Source organism: Gracilibacillus ureilyticus (genome assembly GCF_900111195.1).
In the GTDB taxonomy this organism is placed as follows: domain Bacteria; phylum Bacillota; class Bacilli; order Bacillales; family Amphibacillaceae; genus Gracilibacillus; species Gracilibacillus ureilyticus.
This window is the reverse complement of sequence record NZ_FOGL01000003.1, coordinates 185,322-209,896: the sequence shown is the minus strand read 5'-3', so window position 1 is coordinate 209,896 and position 24,575 is coordinate 185,322. Positions and strand designations below refer to the sequence as shown.

Here is a 24,575-nt window from a genome sequence, read left to right as displayed (position 1 = left end):
TTTCCTGTATTTATATATGTGGATTTATTGTGATTTCCACTTTATTTTCTATAATTATACTATATTATTTATATTTATGCATTATATTGATAAAAAAACACTCCAACTCATTCTAAAAAAGTTACTTTTTTCAGGAGTAATATTTTCTTTGTAGAAAAACTAAGCCTCTAGCGGGAGGCAGAGACTTAGTTTATTTACTTTCTTATTTTGTTAACACATTTACTTTTTCAGCAAATTCTTTTATCCATTTCTTGCTTATATCCAGTCTGCTGCTTGCTAATTCAATTTGCTCTTCTACCCGGTTTTTCGCTGTTCCGCCAGCCACATCTCTTGCATTCACTACTGTTTCCGGTGAAAGTACATGATAAATATCATCTTCAATTAGTTCTGAGAAATTTTTAAATTCTTCTAACGTTAAATCTAATAAATACTTATTCTTATTAATACAATGAAGCACTACCTGCCCTACAACAGCATGGGCTTCACGGAAAGGTAAATCCTTGTTAACAAGGTAGTCGGCCAAGTCAGTTGCATTCGAAAAATCTTCTGCAACAGCCGCATACATGTTATCTTTCTTCACTTCCATAGTAGATATCATTGGGGCAAATAATGCTAACGCCCCTTTTAATGTTTCTACTGTATCAAACATACCTTCCTTGTCTTCCTGCATATCTTTATTGTATGCAATCGGAAGGCCTTTAAGTGTTGTCAGCATACCGATTAAGTGTCCGTAAACTCTGCCCGACTTACCGCGAACAAGTTCTGCGACATCTGGATTCTTTTTCTGCGGCATCATACTGCTGCCGGTACAAAAAGCATCATCTAGCTCCACAAAGTTAAATTCGGCACTTGACCATTGAACAAGCTCTTCACTTAGTCTTGACATGTGCATAATAGTTAACGAAGCATTTGCTAAAAACTCCACCACAAAGTCACGATCGCTTACTGCATCTAAGCTATTTTCCACGACTCCATCAAAATTCAATTGCTCTGCAACAAAATGACGGTCTATCGGGAAGGTGGTACCCGCCAGAGCACCTGCCCCAAGCGGAGATCGGTTGACACGTTTAAAGCTGTCCTTCAGACGCTCTGTATCACGTTCGAACATTGATACATATGCCATCATGTGATGGGCGAACAACACTGGCTGTGCTCTCTGCAGATGTGTGTATCCAGGTAAAATGGTATCAAGATTCTGATTAGCCTGTTCCATCAGTGCTTCCTGTAATTTTGTCAAAAGTTCCACTAATGTAACGATGGAATCTCTTAAATACAGTCGCATATCTAATGCAACTTGATCATTTCTGCTTCGTCCTGTGTGTAATTTACCACCAACAGCTCCTACCTCATCAATTAGAAGTTTTTCAACATTCATATGAATATCTTCGTTTGCTTCAGTAAGCTCCGCTTCACCAGCTGCTATTTTTTCTGCGACAACCTTTAGTCCCTTTTTAATTGTCTCAGCATCTTCTCTTGGTATGATCTCACATTTCGCAAGCATTTCCACATGTGCCAGACTGCCCTGGATATCATATTGTGCTAATTTTTGGTCGAAGCTGATGGATGCTGTATATTCATCTACTAGTTCATTTGTTGGTTTTGTAAACCGTCCGCCCCATAATTTCATTGTTTCACTGATTCCTTCATATCAATTTTTGTTTTCTCCATAATTTTCGCTTTATCAGCATGGACATTATTCACTGTTGAGTGAACTTTAGTTGGCAATCCCCAAAGTTTGATAAAACCAAGAGCTGCTTCATGATCAAACTCATCACCTTTGTTATATGTTGCAAGATTAAAGTCATAAAGTGAATTGTCAGACTTACGCCCAACCACAAACGCCTGCCCTTTGTATAATTGAACTTTAGCCACACCATTTACATATTTCTGCGTTTCAGTAATAAATGCTTTTAATGCATCAGTTAATTGTGTAAACCATAATCCATCATAAATTGCCTGCTCTAATTGCTGTTCCACTACAGGTTTGAATTTCGTTACTTCCCTTGGCAAAGTAAGTGACTCAATTTCCTGGTGTGCTTTAATTAGGGTAATCGCTGCAGGTGCCTCATATATTTCACGGGATTTAATACCAACCAGACGGTTTTCAACATGGTCAATTCTTCCGACACCATGCTTACCTGCAATCTCGTTTAATTCAAGAATTAATTCGTGCAATGGGTATTTTTCTCCATTAATCGCAACAGGCTTTCCTTGTTTGAACTCAATTTCAATTACTTCAGGATCATCAGGAGCATCAACAGGATCTACTGTTAATTCAAAAGCATCTTTCGGTGCTTCAGCCCAAGGGTCTTCCAAAATCCCACATTCATTTGCACGGCCCCAAAGGTTCTGATCTACACTGTAAGGACTGTCTAGATCTATCGGAATTGGAATACCATTCTTTTCTGCATATTTAATTTCTTCATCTCTTGTCATTTTCCATTCACGCACTGGTGCAACAATTTTAAGATCCGGATTTAATGAAGTAAATGCTACATCAAAACGCACCTGATCATTACCTTTTCCAGTACAGCCGTGAGCTACTGCAACTGCTCCTTCTTTTTCTGCAATATCTACTAACACTTTTGCAATTAATGGACGTGAAAGTGCAGACACGAGCGGATATTTCTTTTCATACATTACATTTGCCTGAAGTGCAGGTAACACAAAGTCTTCCGCAAATAATTGTTTGGCATCAACAGAATATGATTTAATCGCGCCAACATCAATTGCTTTATTTTTAACAAATTCTAAATCCTTACCTTCCCCTACATCTAAACCTACAGCTATCACATCGTAATTGTATTCATCTTGTAACCATTTAATTGCTACGGACGTATCAAGTCCCCCGGAGTATGCTAGAACTACTTTTTCTTTACTCATTAATAAATCTCTCCTTAAGTCTATTATCTATTGGATGGTTCATTTTGTAATAATTAATTATGTATTATTATGCACTATTCAGTATATTAATTCAATAGAAATACATAAATTTTTTAAATATTTTTTCAAGAAAGCTAATTTCCCTACTTTTTAACCCTGTAGATAAGCGTAAGATGGTGAATATACGATTAAATGAATAAATATAAATCTCCCATTTTGTAACATTAACTCTTTACTAACGTCTAATGAATCAAAAAGGAGGGGGAGTGTCATGAATAAAAAAAGATATCTTATTATATTATGTATCTTCATTGCCGGATTAGGAGCTTGTTCATATCAAGATACAGAGGATTCCACCAGTGAAGCAACAGACAGCAAAGCAGCAAATGAGGAATCAGCAGATAATACTTTAGGAGAAGGAACTTCCGATAACGAGATAACAACAGAATATACAGACACTTCACAGGAGGAAGATGATCAGTCAAGCATAAGTGAAAGGAAAATTGTTTATCATGCAACTTTACAGTTAGAAACATCTAGTTATTCAGAAACCACAGCACTTATAGAAGAGGAAACGAATAAAGCGGATGGCTATATTGTCACATCCGAAACCTATGGAAATGAATCTGAAAATGACCGAAACGGAACATATATAGTTAGGATCCCTTCATCCAGTTTTCAATCCTTTCTCACAATTTTCGAAAAAGGGGATTTGGAGGTAACTGAAAAATCAGTCAGAGGGAAGGATGTTACAGAACAATATGTTGATTTAAACGCAAGACTGAAGTCAAAGAAAGTTGTCGAGCAACGTTTACTCTCGTTTATGGAAAATGCAGAGAAAACGGAGGATCTACTAACAATTTCAGCTGACCTAGCTGCAGTACAAGAGGAAATTGAGCAGTTAACCGGAAAAATAAATTATTTAGAAAACCAGTCATCCTATGCAACGATTGAAATATATATATCCGAGGAATATGCAGAACTGCCTTCCGTTCAAAAGGAAACGATTAATACTTGGGAGAAAGCAGCAGATCAGTTTAAGCAAAATATTAATATTTTAATCTCAGCCGCATCAGCGATATTTGTATTTCTGGCAGGTAATGCCCCGATCATATTTCTGCTAGGCATAATTTCAGCCATTATTGTTTGGTTCACAAGGAAAATGAGGAGAACGAAAAGAGACCATTGACTTTCGTATGAAAAGCAGAAAATAAATGATTTACGAAAAAATCGAGCATTTCGCTCGATTTTTTAGTACTGCTCAATAGTCGACTGAGGAATTTCTTTTCTGACAATACCCATGATTCCTGCAATAATGTAAAAAACACCTGCAAAAAAACCTGCACCAAATGTTACTAATATAGAAATAGTTCCTACAGTAATTAAAATAATCCCTGCTGGCTTCGGCATTTTATTCCCTCTAAGCATAAACATCGCTACTATCCCGATTATTATACAAAGAACTGAACCGATTAGCACAATCCAGCCAACTACACCAATGAAAGAATAAAATACTTCAATTTGCTGTACTTGCGATGCTGGTAAGTCTTGTGTCGTTTGAGAAATCATTTCGTTAATTAGTTCCTGATTTCCTTCCAAAGCGATGAATGAACCGCCAAATACCGCACCAATAAAATAAACGAAACTACCTATAAAAGTTAATACAATTTCGACTGTCCGTTTCATTTATACACACCCCTTTTAACAATATATTTAATCTCTATCCTAATAAATAAAACGCAATTCTAAAGTCCAGGAAGCTTTATTTATCGTAACAGATGGTTGGTCCTCTGATAAGCTATACGGTTAATATTAATGAAATGTTTCATTTTCACTTGATTTTCTTAAAGGTTTTCTATATGATATTTAATATAACATATCATGTTATGAAACTTAACATTTTAACGCAATGAAAAAGATAGCATAACAGCTACCTTTTCATTACTAAAATTTAAGTTTATCTATCTTATTTGTTCTATCTTTACTTTAGTGACATTCTTCGCAATGTCACTCTTTTTTATTGATATGAATATCATGTGTAAATTCCCGATATGCTCCGTGATGAACAGAACCAACTTTTTTACCAAAAGCCAGACTATGCTTAATCGCATGGTGAACGAATTCCTTACTCGTTCGAACTGCATCATTCAGAATAACCCCTTTTGCTAATTCAGCTGTTAAACATGCAGCGAAACTGCAGCCCGCTCCACTTGTATGAATGGTATCCACCGGTTCTGCTGTAAACCAATTTACTGTATCACCATCATAAAGGACATCAATCGCCATACCATCAACCACTCCGCCTTTAACTAAAACCGCACCGCATCCGAATTCAAACAGTCTTATAGCATATGTTTCCAACTCCTCTTTCGTTTCTGGGATTTTATCGTCCAGCATACGGGCTGCTTCAAACCTGTTAGGTGTTATGACAGTCGCTTTCGGTACTAATTTCTTAATCAGGCTATCAATTGCGTCATCTGCCAGAAGTTGGGACCCCATCTTCCCTATCATTACAGGATCAACGACTAATAACGGCGGCGGATATTCCTCCAAAAACTTAACAACTCTTACTATTATCTCTTTAGAGAAAAGCATTCCGGTCTTTATTGCATCAATTCCCACCATCTCAACCGCCGCATAAAATTGGGCTTCAATTTCTTCAATGGATCGCAGAAAGATTCCTTGCTCCGTTTTTGAATTATTGGCTACAGTTGCAGTTATGGCAGTCATCCCATACACATTTCTTTCCTGAAATACCTTCAGGTCCGCTTGTATACCTGCACTACCCTGGGCAGCCGCTCCTGCAATCGTTAAAACTCTTTCCATTCGTCAACACCCCGATGTTATAACATTATCGCTAAGAAAAACCAGACGATCATGACAATTTGTATCACTATTTTAGCAACAGTCCCGCTTAAAAAGCCTAGCAAAGAGCCAAAAGCTGCTTTCAGTGCTTCATCCGCACCTTTTTTCTGAATAATTTCTGTTAAAAAGACAAGTAAAAATGGAACAATAATAATACCAAAAGGTGGAATAATAAACGAACCGATGATTACTCCAACAGCCGCCATCCACTCTCCCCATTTGGATCCCCCATACTTCTTGACAAAGTAGCTGTTAGCGATAATATCAGCAACAATAAGGATCAATGTGAGGATACCCATTGCCGTCCAAAAGATCCAGCCGATATTTTCTGAAGCTAGTAAAAATTGATACATTATAAAGCCGATCCACAATACCAGGACGGAGGGGATAATTGGGAAAACAATTCCTACAAAGGATAAAACAAAAGCCAAGATAATTAAAATCCACCATAAAACATCCATATATGTACTCCTTTTTAACGAAACATACTTTAACCAGATTTTATCATATTTTTGTACTTACAAACAGAAAAAGCCTTGCGTTTCCGCAAGACCATATAATTGTTTTAATTTTCTGCCAGTATGTCCGCAAATGATTTCATATATTGTGGTAAATCAGGCGGCCTTCTGCTTGAAACAACATGCCCATCAACTACAACAGCCTCATCAAACCACAATGAGCCAGCATTTGTCATATCATCTTTAATACCTGGTGTACTTGTTACTTTCTTGCCTCTTAAAATACCCGCTGATATTAACACCCAGCCTGCATGGCATATTTGCCCAATTGGTTTCTTTGCCTTGTCCATCGCACGCACCATATCAAGCACTTCACGATACCTGCGAAGTTTATCCGGAGCCCATCCTCCAGGAACCAATATGGCATCATAATCATCCGGATTCACCTCTGTAAAGGAAAAATCCGATTCAGCAGGAACACCGTATTTACCAATATACTTGTGTTTTGCAGTCTTTGCCACTAAATCAACTTGTGCTCCTTCTTCACGAAGGCGTAAGATAGGATACCATAATTCCAAATCTTCAAAATCTTCTTCTAACAATGCAATAACTTTTTTTCCATCTAAACGCATCAGGCACTTACCTCCTTTTCTTCTAGTGTAGCAGAATTACTTTGTGTTTTTCGAATAAGAAGCTGTAAAATGACTGTAATTACAAAAAAGTTCTGCAGTCTGCCTTACTTTTTCCGCATGACTGATTCCTGATATAACTGACACACCATCAGCTCCTGCTTTTCTTATGTTAAAAACATGACCCAATTTTATTCCGCCAATGGCTACAATCGGGAGTTCCCCAGCTATTGATCTTATTTCCGCAATTCCTTTCAGCCCAATCGGCTGCTTCGCATCTTCTTTTGTATTTGTACCGTATACAGGGCCAACGCCAATATAATCTGCTCCATCCTGCACCGCATGACGTGCTTCTAATTCATTTGTCGCCGATACACCATAAATCCAATTTTCCGGACACCTTTTCTTTACATGAATTAACGGTTCATCATCCTGACCGATATGAATACCATCCGCTTTCGCTTCAAGCGCTAAATCTACTTCATCGTTTACAATGAAAGGAATATTATATGCATGACAAAGCCGTTTCATCTTAATAGCTAGATCCAGCTTCGCCTTCCCTTTAAGTGCATTTTTCCCTTTTTCACGAAATTGGAAAAGAGTGATCCCTCCTTGCAGTGCTTCCTCCAGAACCGTTAAAGGGTCTCTTGTCGTATTATTGCTTCCCATAATAAAATAGACACGAAGTAATTCTTTATCCATCCTAAAGATCACTTCCTAATTTACCGAGAACACTTCTAGATTTTTCTGCAATTAAATCATCTGATACTGCATAGAGCTGATTCAGCAATTCTATTTGAAAATCCCCAGGCAGCTTCGCTTTTGAAGCAGCTTCTTCTGCTGCAATTCCGTAATAACAAACAGCACCAGTAACTGCATGGAAAACATCTTTTTCTACAGCTAAAAAAGCGGCAACAACTGAGGATAATAAACACCCCGCACCTGTAACTTTCGTAAGTAAAGGGTGCCCATTGGATATAACTGCTTTTTCTTTGCCGTCTGTAATAAAATCCAATTCTCCTGTAACAGCCAGCGGTACTTGGATTTTTTTATATGCCATTGAAAGTAATTCATCCATGTCAAACTCTCCCATTGAGTCGACACCTCTTACTTGAGCAGACAGCCCCGCCAGATTGGCTATTTCTCCTACATTCCCCCTGATCGCACTGACATTTACCTGCTCCAGAATAGTTCTGGCAGATTCCGTTCGAAAAGAAGTTGCACCAACTCCTACAGGGTCGAGGACAACAGGAATTCCTGCTTTATTTGCTGCCTTGCCGGCTATTATCATGGACTCTACTTGTTCTGACGATAATGTACCTATATTTAACACTAATGCATTTGCTATGCTCGCCATTTCCTCAACCTCTTCTTTGGCATTGGCCATTACTGGCGAGGCACCTGCTGCATATAGACCATTAGCAGTAAAATTAGTGACAACTACATTCGTTATATTGTGAATTAAAGGCTTTTGAGTCCTGATTCTTTCTAAAAAACGCGTCATGTTATTTCCCCTCCTGATTTGGCAATCCCTGCAGGCGATGTCCCCAATGATTTGTCGGTCCGTTTCCATTCCCTAATTTCAGGGAATATTTAATGGCATCTGTAATAAATTTTTTGCCAGCTTCTACAGCCTGCTTAATTGTTTTGCCTTTTGCTAATTCTGCTGTTATGACTGCTGAAAAGGTACATCCCGTCCCATGGGTATGATGAGTAGGAAACCTCTCCGACGTCAAGTATGTATAGTCATTTCCATCATACAGCACATCTTTTGCTTCACCTTCAAGGTGACCACCTTTCACAACAGCCGCCTTTGCCCCAAGCTCTTTGACAATTACTTTTGCAGCTTTTTCTGCATCTTCAAGTGTCTTAATGGTAAATCCCACCAAAAGCTCTGCTTCCGGAACATTCGGAGTAACTACAGTTGAAAGAGGGATAAGCATATTACGAATTACTTCCCGAGATTTTTCTTCCATTAAAGAATGCCCGCTCTTAGCTACCATAACAGGATCAATCACATAAGGAACATCCGTGTTTTCTAGCTTCCCAGCGATAAGCTCCATCATTTCAATCGTAGCAATCATGCCCGTTTTAACAGCGTCCGGTTTGATATCGTTCCACACTGCATCAAATTGTTGTTCTATGAATGGAATTGATAAATGCTCTACTTGCTGCACCCCTAAAGTGTTTTGAGCAACAACCGATGTAATCACACTCATCCCATATACTTCCCGCTCCTGAAATGCTTTTAAATCTGCCTGAATTCCAGCACCCCCTGAAGGGTCCGTACCCGCTATAGTAAGTGCACTTTTAATTGTCATATAATCTCTCTCCCTATTAATAGTCTAAGAAAAAATTCTGGTAAAAAAAGCCGCCCCATTAATAATGGAACGGCTTTTATGAACATATTAATATCATAACGACCTGTTCCACTTTCCTCCGCTGGTATTAACCAGTTCAGGTTCAAAGGGATCGAGAACCTCATTCTCATCTCAGCCATTAGTATGGCACCCCTAGTGGATATTGCGTATGTAAATTTACATATTTATTTATAAAGTTGTCTAGTTAATCACTTGATAAACCCAAAAGATTCTAATGGCCAAATGCGCATTTTCACATCACCAATCACTGATTCTTCAGAAATAAAACCAAATGATCTGCTATCTTTACTAACTCGGCGATTATCGCCCAATACGAAAAATGTTCCCTCAGGCACTACCTCTTCTCCCGTCAGTTCATATAAAGTAAAGTCAGGTGTTAATTTTTCTCCTTCAGCTAAATTACTTTTATATTCGCTTAGATATTCTTCTTCATGGGGTTCACCATTAATAATTAACTGATCATCTTTCATTTCAATTGTATCCCCTGGGAAGCCTATTACTCTTTTAACATAGTTGTCCTCCGAGTCAGGAGCTTCAAAAGCAATCTCGTCAAAGCGATCAATCTGACTTATTTTACTCAGAATAATACGGTCGCCATCCTCCAGGTTAGGCATCATAGATTCTCCTTTAACAATTGACGGTGTAATCAAAAAGTGACGACATAATAATACAATGACTACCGCGATTAGTAAGGCTTTTAACCATGACAACAATTCAGCAACAAACTTATTATCCATCTTTAACCTTCTCTCACTAAAATTATTAAAATATTCCTTCTGCAGTTGGATTATGTTATTCTTAATAACATTGTGACATCCTTTTGTCCACTTACTTATTTTAACATAATTTTCTATTGTATAGGGTAATAAATTATCTTAAACAATAAGATGAAGCAAAAATAGGAAATAAGGAGCAAAAAATATGCCAACAAATGAAAAATGGAAGTACAGTATTTTCATTACAGGGATCATTGTGCTTGCTTTCAATCTCAGACCTGCTATAACTTCTGTCGGGCCAATTATCGGCATTATTCGTGATGAGCTTAATTTAGACAATTGGAATGTCGGTTTAATTACCAGCCTGCCTTTGCTGGCATTCGCTTTTATGTCACCAATAGCCCCAAGAATCGCAAATAGGGCAGGAAATGAGAGAGCACTTTTATATGGTTTAATTATTTTACTTTCCGGTATAGTAATTCGGTCTGCTGGTCCAATAATTTTTCTTTACATAGGGACAACATTAGCAGGTGTCGGTATTGCAATTATTAATGTCATTCTTCCAAGTTTAATTAAAGGAAGCTTTCCAGCTAAAATCGGCCTCATGACAGGACTTTACACAACCTCTATGTCCATCTTTGCTGCCTTTGGCTCAGGTTTATCTGTACCGTTAACAGTGAACTATGGCCTTGGATGGAAATTGTCATTAGCCAGCTGGAGCATCATTACAGTAATTGGCATTATCATTTGGCTCATTGCAATAAAAAACTCACCTGCACAGCATGAGGTAAAGCTGTATGAACCAAGCGGAAAAAAGTTAATACGTTCAGGAATTGCATGGCAAGTTACATTATTTATGGGATTACAGTCTTTTTTATTTTATGTGACTATTTCATGGTTAGCTGAAATATTAAAAGCAAAAGGATACGATGTAGCGACAGCCGGGTGGTTTGTCGCATATATGCAGCTAATCAGCTTACCCGCAACATTCCTGACTCCTATTATTGCAGGGAAATTAAAAGACCAGAAACCTGTAGTTTACGGATTCGGATTATGTGCACTCATTGGATACACAGGACTTTTCTTTAATCCTTCCATTATTATAACAACTGTCTGGGTAACTTTAATCGGCATTGCGCTTGGTGCAAGTATCAGTCTTGCACTTGCCTTATTGGGATTGCGGACAGAGAATGCCCGGCAAGCGGGGGAACTTTCGGGGATGGCACAATCTTTCGGGTATCTCCTTGCATCAGCAGGTCCCATCTTTATCGGCTTTTTGTTTGATTTATCCGGAAAATGGAATTCCTCTATCTTAATTATCCTGATGATGACCATTGTGATGATCATCTTTGGTATTGGAGCCAGCCGTAATAAATATGTATTATAATATTTACTTTTATCATTTTCGGGTATATAATTAAACATCACTTCCATAAAATTGGATCGGGGGGACATTAAAATGAAAAAAATACTCGCCCTAGCACTAGTATTTTTTATAGTTTACATCCCTTCACATTATGTTGATAACAAACCAGCAGATCAGACAATAATATTAATTGTTGCAAAAGATATACAGGATAATGAAATACAACCAGCAACTAATGGCACTGACAAATTCAAAGACATATATATACCGATTATCGTACTAATTCTTACAGCATTTTTTTATCACAATTTGAACAATCACTATCCAAAGCTCTTTCAAAAGCTGTCCGCGAGATTTTATCAATCAAATTATTTAGTTTCATTCCTCTCTCCTAAATAGGAATAAAGAGAGGAGGAATACAATGATCTGGTTTCGAATCGCTATGATAGCAATGTTCTCCGTAACAGCATTATCTGTAACAGTATATCAAGGTATTGAAGTCTTTCACGCATTTCAGGATTTATTTCAAAATCGGGTAAAATAAATACAAAGAAGACGCACATCTTTGTGGATATGCGTCTTCTTTTTCAATTAAACTGCTTTTGTTTTTAACTCTACATCTATATTGCCTCTTGTAGCTTTTGAGTACGGACAGAATTCGTGTGCAGCTTTTGCTAATTCTTCTGCTTCTTCCTGTGAAACTCCTTTGATTTCTACATTTAAGACAACGCCAATTTTAAAACCATTATCTGCTTCATCCTTCAGCAAGCTTACCTCTGCCGTAATTGTAGAATCAATCTCTTTGTTCTGTTTGGAAGCCATTAAATTTAAAGCACCGTCATAGCAAGCTGAATAACCGGCTGCAAATAATTGCTCAGGGTTGGATCCTTTACCATCCCCACCACCTGCCGGGTTGACTAAATTAACATCAATAATCCCGTCATCTGATTTCACGTGACCTTCACGGCCGCCTTTCGCAGTTGCTTTCGATGTAAATAATACATTACTCATTCTATCCACTCCTTCATGGAAATATTTAACCATTTAAGGTCTCTATTAACATTCTACCAATTCTATACCTTTTGCACCAACAATTAAACATTAAAAAGGTGTACCTTTTTTATTAAGGACAGCAGTAAAAACAAATTACTTTACATAAGCTAGCTTTGTTGCGATATTAAAATGGAAGAAAAGTCAGAAATTCTTTTATCACTCTAAGGAGGTAACAAAATGCAGAATTTTGTATTTCATAATCCCACAAGACTATATTTCGGCAAAGGCCAGTTGAGCAATCTGAAACAGGAATTAGACAATTACGGCCAGAACATTTTGCTTGTATATGGTGGCGGAAGTATTAAAAGAAACGGACTATACAATCAAGTAATCAACATTTTAAACGAGTCAAATAAACAAATCTTTGAATTAAGCGGAGTAGAACCAAACCCCCGTGTCACTACAGCCAGAAAAGGAATTGAAATTTGTAAAAATGAAGATATTGACTTCATCATTGCAGTAGGCGGCGGAAGCACCATCGACTGTACCAAAGCGATTGCTGTCGGGGCAAAATCAAATGAGGATATTTGGGATATTGTCACTAAAAAAGCTTCTCCAGCTGGCGCACTTCCGTTTGGAACTATACTGACACTTGCCGCAACCGGTTCTGAAATGAATGCAGGTTCTGTTATTACCAACTGGGAAACAAAAGAAAAGCACGGCTGGGGCAGCCCCTACTCTTTTCCGACTTTCTCCATCCTTGACCCTGCTTTTACCAAAACTGTACCAGAGGATCAAACAATTTACGGTATTGTGGATATTATGTCACACGCGTTAGAACACTATTTTCATCATGAAGAAAATACATTACTCCAGGACCGGATGGTTGAAGGAATCCTGCAAACAACGGTAGAAACAGCCCCTAAATTAGTCGGTGATCTGGAAAATGAAGAATTACGTGCAACAGTATTATATAACGGTACAATGGCATTAAATGGAATGGTCAACATGGGTTATCACGGGGATTGGGCTACACACAATTTAGAGCATGCCGTTTCTGCTGTACACGACATTCCCCACGGCGGCGGATTGGCTATTTTATTCCCGAACTGGATGAAATATTCTATCGATGAGAATGTTTCAAGGTTTAAACAACTGGCAGTCCGTGTCTTTAATGTAGATGCAGAGGGCAAATCAGATAAAGAGATTGGATTAGAAGGAATTGAAAAGCTAAGAGACTTCTGGAACAGCATTGGTGCTCCATCAACACTCAGTGACTATAACATTACGGAAGATTCTATTGAAGAGATGGCCGATAAAACAGTGATAGCAAGGCCGGAATTTGGAAATTTCAAAAAACTAAACAGACAGGATGCTGTTTCCATATACAAGCAATCACTCTAATAACACCCAGAAAAAAACAAGGGATGTGTTTTACTCGTCCCTTGTTTTCTCCTCTTCTGTCTTATTTATTATATCTTCAGGTAATGGGTCAACCGTTTGTTTATATCCATAACCTTTATTTAAAGTCATAATTGATAAAGCTAAAACAGCGATGACGATGGCGATACATACCACTATTACTACCCACATAACTTTACTCCATCCTTTCTTGATCTTACCGCCAATTATAACATAAAAAAGCATTTAATAATGGAAGAATCCCCGAACGCTTTTTAGCTTATATCATAAGATAAACCAAGTAATGCTGAATTTTCATTACCTATTCTCATTACAATTGAACAAGAAGGAGTTAGCAGGATGGACAACTCAAATAATGTATCTGTTAATCGGCAAAGAAAAGGAAGAAGAAGAAAGTCATGCAGCTGCAGCAGTTTTAAAAGAACAAAAGACACAGCACGCACTAGATAAAATATGATATTAATACTTCTATAATGGCAGCTACTGCGGCAACTGCCAAGATAATAATTATCGGCGTAAAAATGGCAGAAAAGAAATGCAGACCTGTAAAAAGTATGATGGATACCCAAATACCTGTACACCAGTGACAACTCAGCAATTCACCAACCCATCGTCTAAGACCAGTGCCTTTATAGGATATAACCTCTTCTACTGCTCCATCAGGGAAGATCTTCTCTTCCCTTTCAAAAAAAGGAGCACGCAGAAATCCAGTAATTTTATCATATACAATTAATCTTGTTAAACGGAAAGCAGCCAGGGATAATAGTACAAAGGAAAGCCATGTAACCATATTGGAACACCTACTTTCTTTTTTACTATTATCCTATTTATTGTTTCTACTGTTCATGACTAATTCAAATTTAACTTTTTTTGCAAAAACTTACTGTACAACGATGCTAATATTTGCTGAAAAAGCATCCCGGTGACAACAGGTACAGCTACCGGTCCAGGGAAGTACTGAACAGCAATAACAGCGCCAGCACTAATGTTTCTCATCCCTCCACTAAAGGTCAAAGAGATAACATCTGACTGGTCTCTTTTCATGGATTTAGCCATAAACCATGCTAAGAAGTATCCCGTTCCCGCAATGAAAAACATACAAACTGCGATTTGAACTAACTTAAGATTAACCGATTGTAAATACGGACCGACAGCTGCACTGTTAATCATAATTACAAGTGCTAAGGTTAATTTGGAAAAAGGCGCAAGTCTGGGACTCCATTTCTCATGGGCTTTCCCTTTGGTTACCTCATGGAGAATCATGCCAAGCAATGAAGGGATTACAATCATAATCAGTAACCCTTTCATCATCCCCCAAACCTCCAGTTCCACTGCCTGTCCCACAAATAGTGATAAGGCAAAAGGAACAATAAATGGAGACAATATAGTATCAATCAGTATAATGGACAATGTCAGAGCAACGTTCCCATTGTTCATAGAAACCCAAATGAAACTGGTAATACCTGTTGGAATAATCATCGCTAACACAAATCCGGTAATTGTTAACATATCTCCTTGAAATGTAATAGCCCCAATCATCCATGCCCATAAAGGCATAACCAAATGAAGAAGAACCAGCGCGATAATAATTGACAGAGGATGCGCAATTACCCGGTGCAATGCAACAAAGTTCAAACTTAGACTACCTGCAAAAGTCATAAAAGCAAATATATAAATAACTAATCCTTCTAACTTAACAAGATATGGTGCAAACATAACACCGATGACCACACTTGTCGGAGCTATAAATGGCATAATTCGTTGTAATAACTGATTCAGCTGACTTAACATATAAGTAATTCTCCTAAAATAATTATTACTTCACTTTTTTTAATGAAGGCCTTTCTTCACTCCAATTCACTTCAACCTTCATTCCAAAGAAATCGGATAAGTTGGTACTTGTAATTATCTCCTTACTATCTCCTTTCGCAAAAACAGTTCCTTCCCTCAATAGCAGAGTTTTATTAAATACTGGTAAAATTTCTTCGACATGATGTGTAACATATATTATTGTCGGACCTCCATTAGAAGCAATTCGTTCAATAGACTCTAACAATTTTTCCTTCGCAATAAAGTCGAGGCCATTAGTCGGTTCATCCAGAATCAACAATGGAGGGTTACCCATTAATGCCCTGCCAATCAATACACGTTGTTGTTCTCCCTGCGAAAGTGAGCGAAAAGATCTGTTAGCATAATGAAAACAATCCAGATCCCGTAATATTTGCTGTGCCTGTTCTCTCATTTCATCTGTTGGCTCTTCATACAAACCGATGGATGCAAAAGCTCCACTTAAAACGACCTGATACGCGGAATCTGTACCGTAAATTTTTCCTTTAATTGTGGATGAGACGATCCCTATTTGCTGTCGCAATTTCTCTCCCAATATATCTTGTCCAAATTGTTTACCTACCACATTTACTTTTCCTGAAGTCGGGAAGTAATAAGCACATAACATATGTAATAATGCTGTTTTTCCAGCACCATTTAAGCCGAGCAACACCCAGTGCTCACCTTTATTTATTTTCCAATTTATCTGATTAAGTATCCATTTTCCTTCTTTCTTAAGACTGACTTGTTCCAGATTTAATACCATAAGATCACCTCACTATTCAGTATACACCTCAATCAGAGATTTTTTTAACATTTTCTCACAAAACTATTGAAAATGATTCTCATTATCGTTATAATAAACGCATAGCACAAAATCATATGTGCACGAAACATTCCCTTTACACATATCTTTTGTTACCCCCAATCAACAAAAGTTTTTAGGATGTTTCCCAATCCTTAGAGTGCAACTATCTTTATCCTTCTTTACATAAATTAAAGGATAAAATAGCTGCCTCTCTTTTTTTATATAATTTTACATTAAAATAATTTTAAATAAATATTGATTTTCATTAGATTTGTATTATAATAAGATATGAATTATTCATAAGAAGGAGATGTGCTTTATAATGAGTGACAAAAAATACTTAACTACAGCATCAGGCGCGCCTGTAGGCGATAATCAAAATTCTATAACTGCTGGTCATAGAGGACCGACATTAATTCAGGATGTGCATTTACTCGAGAAATTGGCACATTTTAACCGTGAACGTGTACCAGAGCGTGTTGTTCATGCGAAAGGTGCGGGTGCACACGGATATTTTGAAGTGACAAATGATGTATCAAAATACACAAAAGCTGCATTCTTATCTGAAGTAGGCAAAAAGACACCAATGTTCATCCGTTTCTCAACTGTTGCCGGAGAATTAGGTTCAGCAGATACAGTTAGAGACCCAAGGGGATTTGCAGTAAAATTCTATACGGAAGAAGGTAACTATGATTTAGTTGGTAACAATACGCCAATTTTCTTTATTCGTGATGCGATTAAGTTCCCTGATTTCATTCATACTCAAAAACGGAACCCGCAAACTAACTTAAAAGACACAAATGCTGTTTGGGATTTCTGGTCATTGTCACCAGAATCACTGCACCAGATTACTTATTTGCATTCTGACCGCGGTATCCCTGCAACTCTTCGTCATATGAACGGTTACGGCAGCCATACCTTTAAATGGGTTAATAAAGACGGAGAAGCCGTATGGGTTAAATATCACTTTATTTCCGATCAAGGGGTGCAAGGTTTAGATCCGGAAGTAGCTGATAAGATCGCTGGAACAAATCCTGATTACCATACCGAAGACTTATTTAATGCGATCGCGGAAGGTAACTATCCTTCTTGGACACTTAAAGTTCAGATCATGCCATTTGAAGATGCAAAAACATACCGCTATGATCCGTTTGATGTAACAAAAGTATGGCCACACGCAGATTACCCATTAATTGAAGTAGGCCGTATGGTATTGGACCGTAATCCAGAAAACTACTTTGCAGAAGTAGAACAGGCTGCCTTATCACCAGCACACTTTGTACCTGGTATCGAAGCATCTCCGGATAAAATGCTGCAAGGACGTTTATTTGCATATTCTGATGCACACCGCTACCGTATTGGTGCAAACCATGAAGCATTACCAATCAACCAGGCAAAGTCACCTGTTAACAATAACCAGCGTGACGGGCAAATGCGCTTTGACGGTAACGGAGGAAGTGCTCCAAATTATGAGCCAAACAGTTTTACAGATACACCGAAAGAGACACCTGAAAACAAGATCAGCCCATTTGAAGTAAGTGGCTTTGCTGACAGTGTTTCTTATGACAGTGATGATCACTATTCTCAGCCACGCGCTCTATTCCGCGATGTAATGAATGATGAAGAACGTGAGCGTCTAATTCAGAACTTTGCTGACCATATGAGTGGAGTAACTCGTGAGGGAATTATTGAACGTCAGTTGGAAAACTTTTATAAAGTAGACCCGGAACTAGCAGAAGGAATTGCTGCGAAATTAAACACAGAAGTACCAGCACACTTGAAAAAATAATAAAATTCTATTTGAGATCAGCCATTCTGCTGGTCTCTTTTTTCTTTTATTTTTTAAAAGTAAGTTTTTAATTTGTGAAAGCGGGGTATTGTTAGATTGAATTTATGAGCAAATTTTGCTCATTTGTAAGAATACATGACAATTTGGAAGGATTTATAAAGGTAATCTAAATGAATCCACCTCAGGATAACAGACCATGATTAATACAGTTTAATCACTGTATAAGCGATTTGAGATTATCTCCATAACCCGATAACATATAAAATGTACTATTTGTGTTACGGAAAATTTTCCGAATGGAAAGGAGTAAAATGTGATTAATAAACAATTTGAACAAACTCCAGATCAGAAAATAACGCTGAGCCACCCTTCAAAAGAAGATGGAGCAGCAATGTGGGAGTTAGTAACCCAATCAACATTGGATACAAATTCTTCTTACAAATACATTTTGATGAGTGAATATTTTAACGAAACCTGTGTTGTAGCAAAACAAAATAACCAAGTGGTTGGTTTTATCACCGCGTTTATCCCTCCGAAAAACGAAGATGCCATTTTCATTTGGCAAGTGGGAGTGGATGCTTCACAACGAGGGAAAGGCATTGCTTCTAAAATGCTTCACTTTCTCTTAGAAAGTAAGGCATGTCAGGAAGTTACGTTCGTCGAAGCAACCATCACACCATCTAATCGTGCTTCACAATCATTATTTCAAAAATTGGCACGTGATTTCGATACTGAAATACAGTCAACTGAATTCTTCACAGAAGATTTGTTTCCTGGTGAAGGTCATGAACAAGAGTTAAAGTTCATAGTTGGCCCTATTGCACACTAGGAAGTCAGAATATTCTGAAACTTACCGTATAAGAAACAGAAAATTAACGATGGTTATAATTCTTATTATTTCTATATATTTAGGAGGAAATTGAATGTCTAAAAATATTGATATTATTAATAAGCACGAGTCTGTAGTAAGAAGTTATATCCGTAACTTCCCTACAGTTTTCACGAAAGCAAAGAAACATAAAATGTGGGATGAAAATGGGAAAGAATATTTGGACTTCTTTTCTGGAGCAGGTGCACTGAACTATGGCCACAATGATGACCATATGAAACAGAAGCTTGCAGATTATATCATGAGTGATGGAATCACCCACTCACTGGATATGGCCTCTACTGCAAAAGCAGAATTTTTACAGAAGTTCCAGGATGTTATTTTAAACCCTCGTGAATTGGATTATAAAGTAATGTTCCCTGGTCCAACTGGTACAAATACTGTAGAAAGCGCACTAAAACTAGCTCGTAAAGTAACTGGACGTACCGATATAATCAGCTTCACCGGCGGATTTCATGGTATGACAATTGGTTCACTTTCCGTTACAGGTAACTCTATGAAACGTCAAGGTGCAGGTATTCCACTGCAAAATACTGTAACAATGGCCTATGATAACTATGTCGATCATGATACACTCGTTTATCTTGAGCGTTTCTTAGAAGATAACGGAAGTGGTGTAGCTATACCAGCTGCGATGATTGTAGAAACAGTACAAGGTGAAGGTGGTATAAATGCTGCTCGCTTCGAATGGCTGCGAAAAATCGAAGAAATCTGTCGCCGTTGGGGTATTTTACTAATTATTGATGATGTTCAGGCAGGTATTGGACGAACAGGTACATTCTTCAGTTTTGAAGCTGCTGGAATTAAACCTGATATCGTATGTCTGTCTAAATCACTAAGCGGCTATGGTCTGCCACTTGCAGTAACATTAATTAAACCAGAACTGGATATCTGGAAGCCAGGCGAGCATAATGGTACTTTCCGTGGAAATAACCATGCATTCGTAACAGCAACTGCAGCTCTCGATTATTGGAAAGACGATTCTTTTGAGAAACAAATTCATGAAAAATCTGAAATTATGTACAGCAGACTTGAAAAAATCGTTGCAGACTATCCGGAAATTAAAGGAGAAGTGCGCGGCCGAGGATTTATGGTTGGGATTGCTTCAGAAGTAGAAGGCTTAGCTGCAAACGTAGCAGCAAAATGCTTTGAATTAGGCCTGATTATGGAAACTGCTGGACCAAATGATGAAGTATTTAAACTATTCCCTGCACTTAATATTCCAAAAGAAGATCTGGTGAAAGGCTTGGATATTATTGAAGAAAGTGTAAAACATCTAGTAAAAGATCCTGTTGCTAATTAATTAGACACAGCTAATCTAACTAGAGTTTAATATAATAAACATACTATAGGAGGACATATTTCATGAAAGTAGTAAAATTACAAGATATTTTAGGTACAGAGCATGACGTAGATGGAGGTAACTGGGTCAGCCGCCGTCTAATTAACAAAGATGTTGGTATGGGGTACTCTGTTAACGATACTATTATTAAAGCAGGTACTGAAACACATATCTGGTATAAAAATCACCTGGAAACTGTTTATTGTATTGAAGGTGAAGGTGAAGTAGTGACACTTAGCGATAACAAAGTGTGGCCAATTACAAAGGACACGCTTTATGCATTAGATAAAAATGATGAACATTTATTACGCGCAAAAACAGATATGCGTATGGTTTGTGTGTTCAACCCGCCTTTAACAGGTAATGAAGTTCATGATGAAAATGGTGTATATCCAGTAGATGAAGATTAATTAGTAAATTTAAGGGATCCCCCATCCCTTAGTTTGACATAACATTTCTTATCCAAAAAACTCCCTTTTTTCTTGGGGAGTTTTTTATTTTGGCATATACTAAAAGAGAGTATATTAAAAGAGGTGGCTTGAATGGGTAATAATAAACTAGATGATTATATACAAGAGGGCATTTACGGTCCAAAGCAAACCAATCCAGATGAACGGAGAGCTTTTCTCGGCTCACTGCGGGAAAGAGTAATTCTTGTGTTAAAGCAATCAGATGTCCGCGGAGCAAAAGGATTGTCAGAGCTAGAACGGGCAATCAACCAATACCCAACAGCACAAATGCTGATGAATGGCGATATGAATTTCCGCTTTTTCAAACCATACCGCGAGCTCGCTAACCGTTTAAATGTATCCTATACTTCAGTTACAGATCGTGAATCTACTACTGATTACGGTCTTGTTTTAACTATGGACCATGCTGTTGATAAAAAAGATATCTTCCTGAAAGAAGAACAGCCAGCAGAGAGCGAACCTAAGAAGAAAAATTTCTGGCAAAAGCTATTTGGCGGATAAAGAAAACGAAGAGAGATCTCTCTTCGTTTCCCCTTATACTTGTAATCTTGATTTTTCTAATACTTTTACTAACTTTTCCATTCCCTCTCTTATCAATGCTGGTGATGAATTTGTAAAATTGAGGCGCATCGTGTTTTGTTCAGCATCCGATACGTAAAATGGTGCACCTGGTACATATGCAACTCCTGCTTTCACTGCTTCATCCAGTAATTTTGTCGCATTTATCTCTTCAGGAAGAGTAACCCAGAAGAACATTCCACCCTTTGGTTCAATATATTCGAGTCCTTCCAGATTTACTGTATCTAGTAATTCTTTCATTACCTGCATTCTCTCATAATACGTATCTCTAATTGTTTGAATATGCTCATCAATATCAAAGTCTCGCAGAAGATGAACCAGTGCATGCTGACTAATCGAATTTGTGTGTAAATCTGTTGCCTGTTTGGCCTGTGCCATGATGCGGATTATCTGGTGCGGACCGACAATCCAGCCAATTCTCATTGCAGGCACAACAGTTTTAGAAAAAGTACTCGTATACAACACTAAACCATTCTCATCAAGTGAAGCAATAGACGGAGGAGCTGCTTCCTTATCAAATTGAAGTTCTCCATAAGGATCATCTTCAAAGATTACTACATGATATTTATTAGCAAGCTCTAATAATTTTTCCCGGCGATCTAATGACCATACTTTCCCGGTAGGGTTAGAATATGTCGGAACAACATAAATGCATTTTGGTTTTAGTCTCGTAATTTTTTCTTCTAAGTCAGCGATAACCATTCCATCATCATCTGAATCAACTGCAACTACTCTTGTTTCATATGATTCAAATACCTGCAGTGCTGCTAAGTATGTTGGATTCTCTGTAAGAATGATATCCCCTTTGTTAAACATTACTCTGGAAAATAGATCAATTGCTTGCTGACTTCCGGATGTAATAAGAATATTATCAGGATCTCTAATCAATCCTTTCTTTCTCATTCTTTCAGCTAAAGCAGCTCTCAATGCAGCTACACCTTCTGTTTCTCCATATTGCAAAGCTTTATTATTTGTTGTTACCGCCTTATGGAATGCTGCGTCTACAGCTTTAACAGGAAATAAACTTTCTTCAGGCAAACCTCCTGCAAAAGAAATGATATTACCCTGATTAATAACTTTTAAAATATCCCGAACAGCAGATGATTTCATAAATTTTACTCTTTCTGAAAAGCCATATTTCACTTCTGTCATCCCCTTAGATTATATTCGAAAAATTCTGAATCTTTTTATTTCATTTATCTATTTTCCTTTTATAAAAGACAGTTACTATGAATAAGTAACTGTCTCACCTGTCAACCGAGTACGGCTCTATCACTATCCATTTGCTGTCCACGAATACGTTGAAATTCCTGAAGCAATTTTTCTATCGTTAAAGATTTCTTCTCTTCCCCGGAAACCTCCAGAATAATTTGCCCTTTATCCATCATAATCAGGCGGTTACCTAAGTCCAGCGCCTGCTGCATATTATGGGTAACCATCAATGTAGTTAAGCCAAATTGATTAACTACTTCACCAGTTAAGTTAGTAATCAGTTCTGCTCTTGAAGGGTCTAATGCTGCTGTATGCTCATCCAATAACAAAATATTCGGTTCCGTGAAAGTCGCCATTAGTAAGGATAATGCCTGACGCTCCCCACCTGATAGTAAACCAACTTTCGCATTTAACCGGTTTTCTAATCCTAGATGAAGTGTCTCGAGATGGTTCTTAAAAGTCGCCTTTCTTTTCTTACTCACTCCAATTTTTAATGTGCGCTTTTTGTTTCTCGCATATGCCATTGCTAAATTTTCCTCAATAGTCATTGTCGGAGCAGTTCCTGCCATCGGATCCTGGAACACACGACCGATGTAACGTGACCGCTTATACTCTGGCAGAATAGTTACATCTTTATTATTAATAGAAACAGAACCGATATCAGGCTTAAGAGATCCGGATATCATATTCATTAAAGTAGATTTTCCTGCACCATTACTACCTATAACAGTGACAAAGTCACCTTTCTCGAGATGCAGATTTACATTTTGCAATGCTTTCTTCTCATCTAATGTACCTTCATTAAATGTGACTGAAATATCTTTCATGTTAAGCATTGTTAGCCCCCTCTCCTCTGGCTAGCATTGCCCGCTTCTTTTTCTTGCGTACAGATTCTTTTCTTGCTGTGATAATTTTAGGTGTAATAAGTGCTGCAATAACAATTACCGCCGTAATTAACTTAGTGTCACTGGATTCTAAAAAGTCAACTTTAAGAGCCAGAACTAAGACAATTCGATAAACAATTGCACCACCAATTACAGCGAGAGTTGTCCTTGCAATCGTTTTTGTACCAAAAAGTGCTTCCCCAATAATTACGGATGCTAAACCAATTACAATCATACCAATACCCATACCTATATCCGTAAAACCGCCATATTGAGCGATAAGTGCGCCGGATAAGGCAACCAATGCATTAGAAATACCTAAACCAATGATGGTTAAGATATCAGTGTTAGCTGAGAAACTGCGAATCATTTTCTCATTATCTCCTGTTGCTCTTAATGCAAGGCCTACCTCTGTTTTTAAGAAATAGTCTGTTAAAAATTTAATCACTAATGTAATAATAATCATAATAATGACAACAGACCATGTTCCAGGTAAATTGTCTGCTCCTAAAGCTGAAACCATATTATTTAACACAGTATCAATACCTAATGATCCCCAAAATCCTTCTATTTGTTTAAAGATTGTTGGTTCATTTAGTAACGCAACATTCGATTTACCCATTATTCTTATATTAATCGAGTATAATGCAATCATCATTAATATACCTGATAAAAGCGGATTGATCTTTCCTTTCGTATTCAAAATACCTGTTATCGAACCAGCTATAAAACCAGCTACAAACGCATAAAAAGTAGCTAAAACTGGTGGAACCCCATTAACAATTGAAATGGCGGCAACTGCACCACCAGTAACAAAACTTCCATCTACTGTTAAATCAGGAAAATCTAAAATACGAAATGAAAGATAGACCCCTAAAGCCATCAGCGCATATATAATTCCAGCCTCAAAAGCGCCGAATACGGAAATAAACCACATGTCTCTCTTCCTTTCTGTCCTGTTCGAAAAAACTTGGCTTTTACAATCTATATTTCTCTAGTATAGTATCATATTTTGAGAAAACCTCGACATCATTCCAATCTAGCAATGTCGAGGCTGTATCT

At 37.6% G+C, this 24,575-nt stretch carries 29 protein-coding genes and 1 riboswitch; of the genes, 11 read left to right on the top strand and 18 right to left on the bottom strand.

Annotated features, from left to right (window positions below; translation table 11 throughout):
- Positions 1-202 precede the first annotated feature (202 nt).
- Entirely contained in the window at positions 203-1,627 is a 1,425-nt protein-coding gene (gene argH, locus BMW36_RS05385; RefSeq protein ID WP_089739807.1) for an argininosuccinate lyase, read from the bottom strand.
- On the bottom strand, positions 1,624-2,883 hold the full coding sequence (locus BMW36_RS05380; RefSeq protein WP_089739805.1) for an argininosuccinate synthase: 1,260 nt from the start codon (positions 2,881-2,883) through the stop codon (positions 1,624-1,626). The genes argH and BMW36_RS05380 overlap by 4 nt, the downstream gene beginning before the upstream one ends.
- Before the next feature lie 271 nt (positions 2,884-3,154).
- Between BMW36_RS05380 and BMW36_RS05375 the strand changes: the two genes are divergently transcribed.
- Complete coding sequence (locus tag BMW36_RS05375) at positions 3,155-4,072, top strand: DUF4349 domain-containing protein (RefSeq protein ID WP_089739803.1); 918 nt, start codon at positions 3,155-3,157, stop codon at positions 4,070-4,072.
- A 62-nt stretch (positions 4,073-4,134) separates the two neighbouring features.
- Here BMW36_RS05375 and BMW36_RS05370 read toward each other — a convergent pair whose 3' ends face one another.
- The 8 genes from BMW36_RS05370 to lepB all read right to left on the bottom strand — a co-directional run bounded on the left by BMW36_RS05370 (position 4,135) and on the right by lepB (position 9,953).
- Positions 4,135-4,569, bottom strand: a complete 435-nt coding sequence (locus BMW36_RS05370; protein ID WP_089739800.1) for a DUF4064 domain-containing protein — start codon at positions 4,567-4,569, stop codon at positions 4,135-4,137.
- 321 nt (positions 4,570-4,890) lie between these two features.
- A complete protein-coding gene (thiD, locus tag BMW36_RS05365; protein WP_089739798.1) occupies positions 4,891-5,709 on the bottom strand; it encodes a bifunctional hydroxymethylpyrimidine kinase/phosphomethylpyrimidine kinase in 819 nt (272 codons plus the stop codon).
- A 17-nt stretch (positions 5,710-5,726) separates the two neighbouring features.
- On the bottom strand, positions 5,727-6,209 hold the full coding sequence (locus BMW36_RS05360) for a DUF456 domain-containing protein (RefSeq protein WP_089739797.1): 483 nt from the start codon (positions 6,207-6,209) through the stop codon (positions 5,727-5,729).
- A gap of 104 nt (positions 6,210-6,313) precedes the next feature.
- Positions 6,314-6,838 carry a type 1 glutamine amidotransferase domain-containing protein gene (locus tag BMW36_RS05355; protein WP_089739795.1) on the bottom strand — a complete coding sequence of 175 codons (525 nt, stop codon included), beginning with the start codon at positions 6,836-6,838 and terminating at the stop codon, positions 6,314-6,316.
- Positions 6,839-6,874: 36 nt separating this feature from the next.
- Entirely contained in the window at positions 6,875-7,537 is a 663-nt protein-coding gene (gene thiE / locus BMW36_RS05350; RefSeq protein WP_089739793.1) for a thiamine phosphate synthase, read from the bottom strand.
- A 1-nt stretch (position 7,538) separates the two neighbouring features.
- On the bottom strand, positions 7,539-8,339 hold the full coding sequence (gene thiM, locus BMW36_RS05345; protein ID WP_089739791.1) for a hydroxyethylthiazole kinase: 801 nt from the start codon (positions 8,337-8,339) through the stop codon (positions 7,539-7,541).
- A 1-nt stretch (position 8,340) separates the two neighbouring features.
- Positions 8,341-9,156: a bifunctional hydroxymethylpyrimidine kinase/phosphomethylpyrimidine kinase gene (gene thiD, locus BMW36_RS05340; RefSeq protein WP_089739788.1), complete on the bottom strand. Its 816-nt coding sequence runs from the start codon at positions 9,154-9,156 to the stop codon at positions 8,341-8,343.
- A 96-nt stretch (positions 9,157-9,252) separates the two neighbouring features.
- A riboswitch (TPP riboswitch) is annotated at positions 9,253-9,360 on the bottom strand.
- A gap of 44 nt (positions 9,361-9,404) precedes the next feature.
- Positions 9,405-9,953, bottom strand: a complete 549-nt coding sequence (gene lepB, locus BMW36_RS05335; protein WP_089739786.1) for a signal peptidase I — start codon at positions 9,951-9,953, stop codon at positions 9,405-9,407.
- A gap of 184 nt (positions 9,954-10,137) precedes the next feature.
- On the opposite strand from lepB, the gene BMW36_RS05330 reads away from it, so the two are divergent.
- From BMW36_RS05330 to BMW36_RS20720, 3 genes are all read left to right on the top strand, one after another.
- On the top strand, positions 10,138-11,319 hold the full coding sequence (locus BMW36_RS05330) for a CynX/NimT family MFS transporter (protein ID WP_089739785.1): 1,182 nt from the start codon (positions 10,138-10,140) through the stop codon (positions 11,317-11,319).
- 72 nt (positions 11,320-11,391) lie between these two features.
- Complete coding sequence (locus BMW36_RS05325; RefSeq protein WP_089739783.1) at positions 11,392-11,697, top strand: hypothetical protein; 306 nt, start codon at positions 11,392-11,394, stop codon at positions 11,695-11,697.
- A 22-nt stretch (positions 11,698-11,719) separates the two neighbouring features.
- Positions 11,720-11,842, top strand: coding sequence for a hypothetical protein (locus BMW36_RS20720; protein WP_281243001.1), 123 nt, complete (start codon positions 11,720-11,722; stop codon positions 11,840-11,842).
- 47 nt (positions 11,843-11,889) lie between these two features.
- On the opposite strand, the gene BMW36_RS05320 is transcribed toward BMW36_RS20720, so the two are convergent.
- Positions 11,890-12,309: an organic hydroperoxide resistance protein gene (locus BMW36_RS05320; RefSeq protein WP_089739781.1), complete on the bottom strand. Its 420-nt coding sequence runs from the start codon at positions 12,307-12,309 to the stop codon at positions 11,890-11,892.
- Between the two features lie 219 nt (positions 12,310-12,528).
- Here BMW36_RS05320 and BMW36_RS05315 point away from each other — a divergent pair, with 219 nt between their 5' ends.
- On the top strand, positions 12,529-13,695 hold the full coding sequence (locus BMW36_RS05315) for an iron-containing alcohol dehydrogenase (RefSeq protein ID WP_089739779.1): 1,167 nt from the start codon (positions 12,529-12,531) through the stop codon (positions 13,693-13,695).
- Between the two features lie 30 nt (positions 13,696-13,725).
- Here the strand turns inward: BMW36_RS05315 and ytzI are convergent, their stop codons facing one another.
- Positions 13,726-13,884: a YtzI protein gene (gene ytzI / locus BMW36_RS05310; RefSeq protein WP_089739904.1), complete on the bottom strand. Its 159-nt coding sequence runs from the start codon at positions 13,882-13,884 to the stop codon at positions 13,726-13,728.
- Between the two features lie 112 nt (positions 13,885-13,996).
- Between ytzI and BMW36_RS20280 the strand changes: the two genes are divergently transcribed.
- Complete coding sequence (locus tag BMW36_RS20280; protein ID WP_175480358.1) at positions 13,997-14,170, top strand: hypothetical protein; 174 nt, start codon at positions 13,997-13,999, stop codon at positions 14,168-14,170.
- Here BMW36_RS20280 and BMW36_RS05305 read toward each other — a convergent pair.
- Genes BMW36_RS05305 through BMW36_RS05295 form a run of 3 tightly spaced genes read right to left on the bottom strand, consistent with a single transcriptional unit; the run spans position 14,156 to position 16,306 of the window.
- The gene (locus tag BMW36_RS05305) at positions 14,156-14,503 is read right to left on the bottom strand and encodes a DUF1360 domain-containing protein (protein WP_089739776.1); all 348 of its coding nucleotides are present in this window, start codon (positions 14,501-14,503) and stop codon (positions 14,156-14,158) included. The genes BMW36_RS20280 and BMW36_RS05305 overlap by 15 nt on opposite strands.
- 59 nt (positions 14,504-14,562) lie before the next feature.
- Positions 14,563-15,504 (bottom strand): bile acid:sodium symporter family protein, encoded by a 942-nt coding sequence (locus tag BMW36_RS05300; protein ID WP_245711593.1) that lies wholly within the window; start codon positions 15,502-15,504, stop codon positions 14,563-14,565.
- Positions 15,505-15,529: 25 nt separating this feature from the next.
- Positions 15,530-16,306 carry an ABC transporter ATP-binding protein gene (locus BMW36_RS05295; RefSeq protein WP_089739775.1) on the bottom strand — a complete coding sequence of 259 codons (777 nt, stop codon included), beginning with the start codon at positions 16,304-16,306 and terminating at the stop codon, positions 15,530-15,532.
- Between the two features lie 364 nt (positions 16,307-16,670).
- Between BMW36_RS05295 and BMW36_RS05290 the strand changes: the two genes are divergently transcribed.
- The 5 genes from BMW36_RS05290 to BMW36_RS05270 all read left to right on the top strand — a co-directional run bounded on the left by BMW36_RS05290 (position 16,671) and on the right by BMW36_RS05270 (position 21,339).
- Positions 16,671-18,137, top strand: coding sequence for a catalase (locus tag BMW36_RS05290; protein ID WP_089739773.1), 1,467 nt, complete (start codon positions 16,671-16,673; stop codon positions 18,135-18,137).
- A 316-nt stretch (positions 18,138-18,453) separates the two neighbouring features.
- Positions 18,454-18,966 carry a diaminobutyrate acetyltransferase gene (ectA, locus tag BMW36_RS05285; protein WP_425431924.1) on the top strand — a complete coding sequence of 171 codons (513 nt, stop codon included), beginning with the start codon at positions 18,454-18,456 and terminating at the stop codon, positions 18,964-18,966.
- A gap of 94 nt (positions 18,967-19,060) precedes the next feature.
- The gene (gene ectB / locus BMW36_RS05280; protein ID WP_089739771.1) at positions 19,061-20,329 is read left to right on the top strand and encodes a diaminobutyrate--2-oxoglutarate transaminase; all 1,269 of its coding nucleotides are present in this window, start codon (positions 19,061-19,063) and stop codon (positions 20,327-20,329) included.
- Between the two features lie 62 nt (positions 20,330-20,391).
- Complete coding sequence (locus tag BMW36_RS05275) at positions 20,392-20,778, top strand: ectoine synthase (protein ID WP_089739769.1); 387 nt, start codon at positions 20,392-20,394, stop codon at positions 20,776-20,778.
- Positions 20,779-20,910: 132 nt separating this feature from the next.
- Positions 20,911-21,339, top strand: coding sequence for a YueI family protein (locus BMW36_RS05270; protein WP_089739767.1), 429 nt, complete (start codon positions 20,911-20,913; stop codon positions 21,337-21,339).
- 33 nt (positions 21,340-21,372) lie between these two features.
- Here the strand turns inward: BMW36_RS05270 and BMW36_RS05265 are convergent, their stop codons facing one another.
- The 3 genes from BMW36_RS05265 to BMW36_RS05255 form a co-directional block, all read right to left on the bottom strand.
- A complete protein-coding gene (locus BMW36_RS05265; RefSeq protein ID WP_089739765.1) occupies positions 21,373-22,560 on the bottom strand; it encodes an aminotransferase-like domain-containing protein in 1,188 nt (395 codons plus the stop codon).
- Between the two features lie 110 nt (positions 22,561-22,670).
- A complete protein-coding gene (locus BMW36_RS05260) occupies positions 22,671-23,465 on the bottom strand; it encodes an ABC transporter ATP-binding protein (RefSeq protein ID WP_089739763.1) in 795 nt (264 codons plus the stop codon).
- The gene (locus BMW36_RS05255) at positions 23,458-24,450 is read right to left on the bottom strand and encodes an ABC transporter permease (RefSeq protein ID WP_089739761.1); all 993 of its coding nucleotides are present in this window, start codon (positions 24,448-24,450) and stop codon (positions 23,458-23,460) included. The genes BMW36_RS05260 and BMW36_RS05255 overlap by 8 nt, the downstream gene beginning before the upstream one ends.
- Positions 24,451-24,575: the final 125 nt, after the last annotated feature.

Coding starts and splice junctions, on each gene's coding strand:
- argH (WP_089739807.1), bottom strand. CDS start 1,627: ATGAAATTATGGGGCGGACGGTTTACAAAACCAACAAATGAACTAGTA.
- BMW36_RS05380 (WP_089739805.1), bottom strand. CDS start 2,883: ATGAGTAAAGAAAAAGTAGTTCTAGCATACTCCGGGGGACTTGATACG.
- BMW36_RS05375 (WP_089739803.1), top strand. CDS start 3,155: ATGAATAAAAAAAGATATCTTATTATATTATGTATCTTCATTGCCGGA.
- BMW36_RS05370 (WP_089739800.1), bottom strand. CDS start 4,569: ATGAAACGGACAGTCGAAATTGTATTAACTTTTATAGGTAGTTTCGTT.
- thiD (WP_089739798.1), bottom strand. CDS start 5,709: ATGGAAAGAGTTTTAACGATTGCAGGAGCGGCTGCCCAGGGTAGTGCA.
- BMW36_RS05360 (WP_089739797.1), bottom strand. CDS start 6,209: ATGGATGTTTTATGGTGGATTTTAATTATCTTGGCTTTTGTTTTATCC.
- BMW36_RS05355 (WP_089739795.1), bottom strand. CDS start 6,838: ATGCGTTTAGATGGAAAAAAAGTTATTGCATTGTTAGAAGAAGATTTT.
- thiE (WP_089739793.1), bottom strand. CDS start 7,537: ATGGATAAAGAATTACTTCGTGTCTATTTTATTATGGGAAGCAATAAT.
- thiM (WP_089739791.1), bottom strand. CDS start 8,339: ATGACGCGTTTTTTAGAAAGAATCAGGACTCAAAAGCCTTTAATTCAC.
- thiD (WP_089739788.1), bottom strand. CDS start 9,156: ATGACAATTAAAAGTGCACTTACTATAGCGGGTACGGACCCTTCAGGG.
- lepB (WP_089739786.1), bottom strand. CDS start 9,953: ATGGATAATAAGTTTGTTGCTGAATTGTTGTCATGGTTAAAAGCCTTA.
- BMW36_RS05330 (WP_089739785.1), top strand. CDS start 10,138: ATGCCAACAAATGAAAAATGGAAGTACAGTATTTTCATTACAGGGATC.
- BMW36_RS05325 (WP_089739783.1), top strand. CDS start 11,392: ATGAAAAAAATACTCGCCCTAGCACTAGTATTTTTTATAGTTTACATC.
- BMW36_RS20720 (WP_281243001.1), top strand. CDS start 11,720: ATGATCTGGTTTCGAATCGCTATGATAGCAATGTTCTCCGTAACAGCA.
- BMW36_RS05320 (WP_089739781.1), bottom strand. CDS start 12,309: ATGAGTAATGTATTATTTACATCGAAAGCAACTGCGAAAGGCGGCCGT.
- BMW36_RS05315 (WP_089739779.1), top strand. CDS start 12,529: ATGCAGAATTTTGTATTTCATAATCCCACAAGACTATATTTCGGCAAA.
- ytzI (WP_089739904.1), bottom strand. CDS start 13,884: ATGTGGGTAGTAATAGTGGTATGTATCGCCATCGTCATCGCTGTTTTA.
- BMW36_RS20280 (WP_175480358.1), top strand. CDS start 13,997: ATGCTGAATTTTCATTACCTATTCTCATTACAATTGAACAAGAAGGAG.
- BMW36_RS05305 (WP_089739776.1), bottom strand. CDS start 14,503: ATGGTTACATGGCTTTCCTTTGTACTATTATCCCTGGCTGCTTTCCGT.
- BMW36_RS05300 (WP_245711593.1), bottom strand. CDS start 15,504: ATGTTAAGTCAGCTGAATCAGTTATTACAACGAATTATGCCATTTATA.
- BMW36_RS05295 (WP_089739775.1), bottom strand. CDS start 16,306: ATGGTATTAAATCTGGAACAAGTCAGTCTTAAGAAAGAAGGAAAATGG.
- BMW36_RS05290 (WP_089739773.1), top strand. CDS start 16,671: ATGAGTGACAAAAAATACTTAACTACAGCATCAGGCGCGCCTGTAGGC.
- ectB (WP_089739771.1), top strand. CDS start 19,061: ATGTCTAAAAATATTGATATTATTAATAAGCACGAGTCTGTAGTAAGA.
- BMW36_RS05275 (WP_089739769.1), top strand. CDS start 20,392: ATGAAAGTAGTAAAATTACAAGATATTTTAGGTACAGAGCATGACGTA.
- BMW36_RS05270 (WP_089739767.1), top strand. CDS start 20,911: ATGGGTAATAATAAACTAGATGATTATATACAAGAGGGCATTTACGGT.
- BMW36_RS05260 (WP_089739763.1), bottom strand. CDS start 23,465: ATGCTTAACATGAAAGATATTTCAGTCACATTTAATGAAGGTACATTA.
- BMW36_RS05255 (WP_089739761.1), bottom strand. CDS start 24,450: ATGTGGTTTATTTCCGTATTCGGCGCTTTTGAGGCTGGAATTATATAT.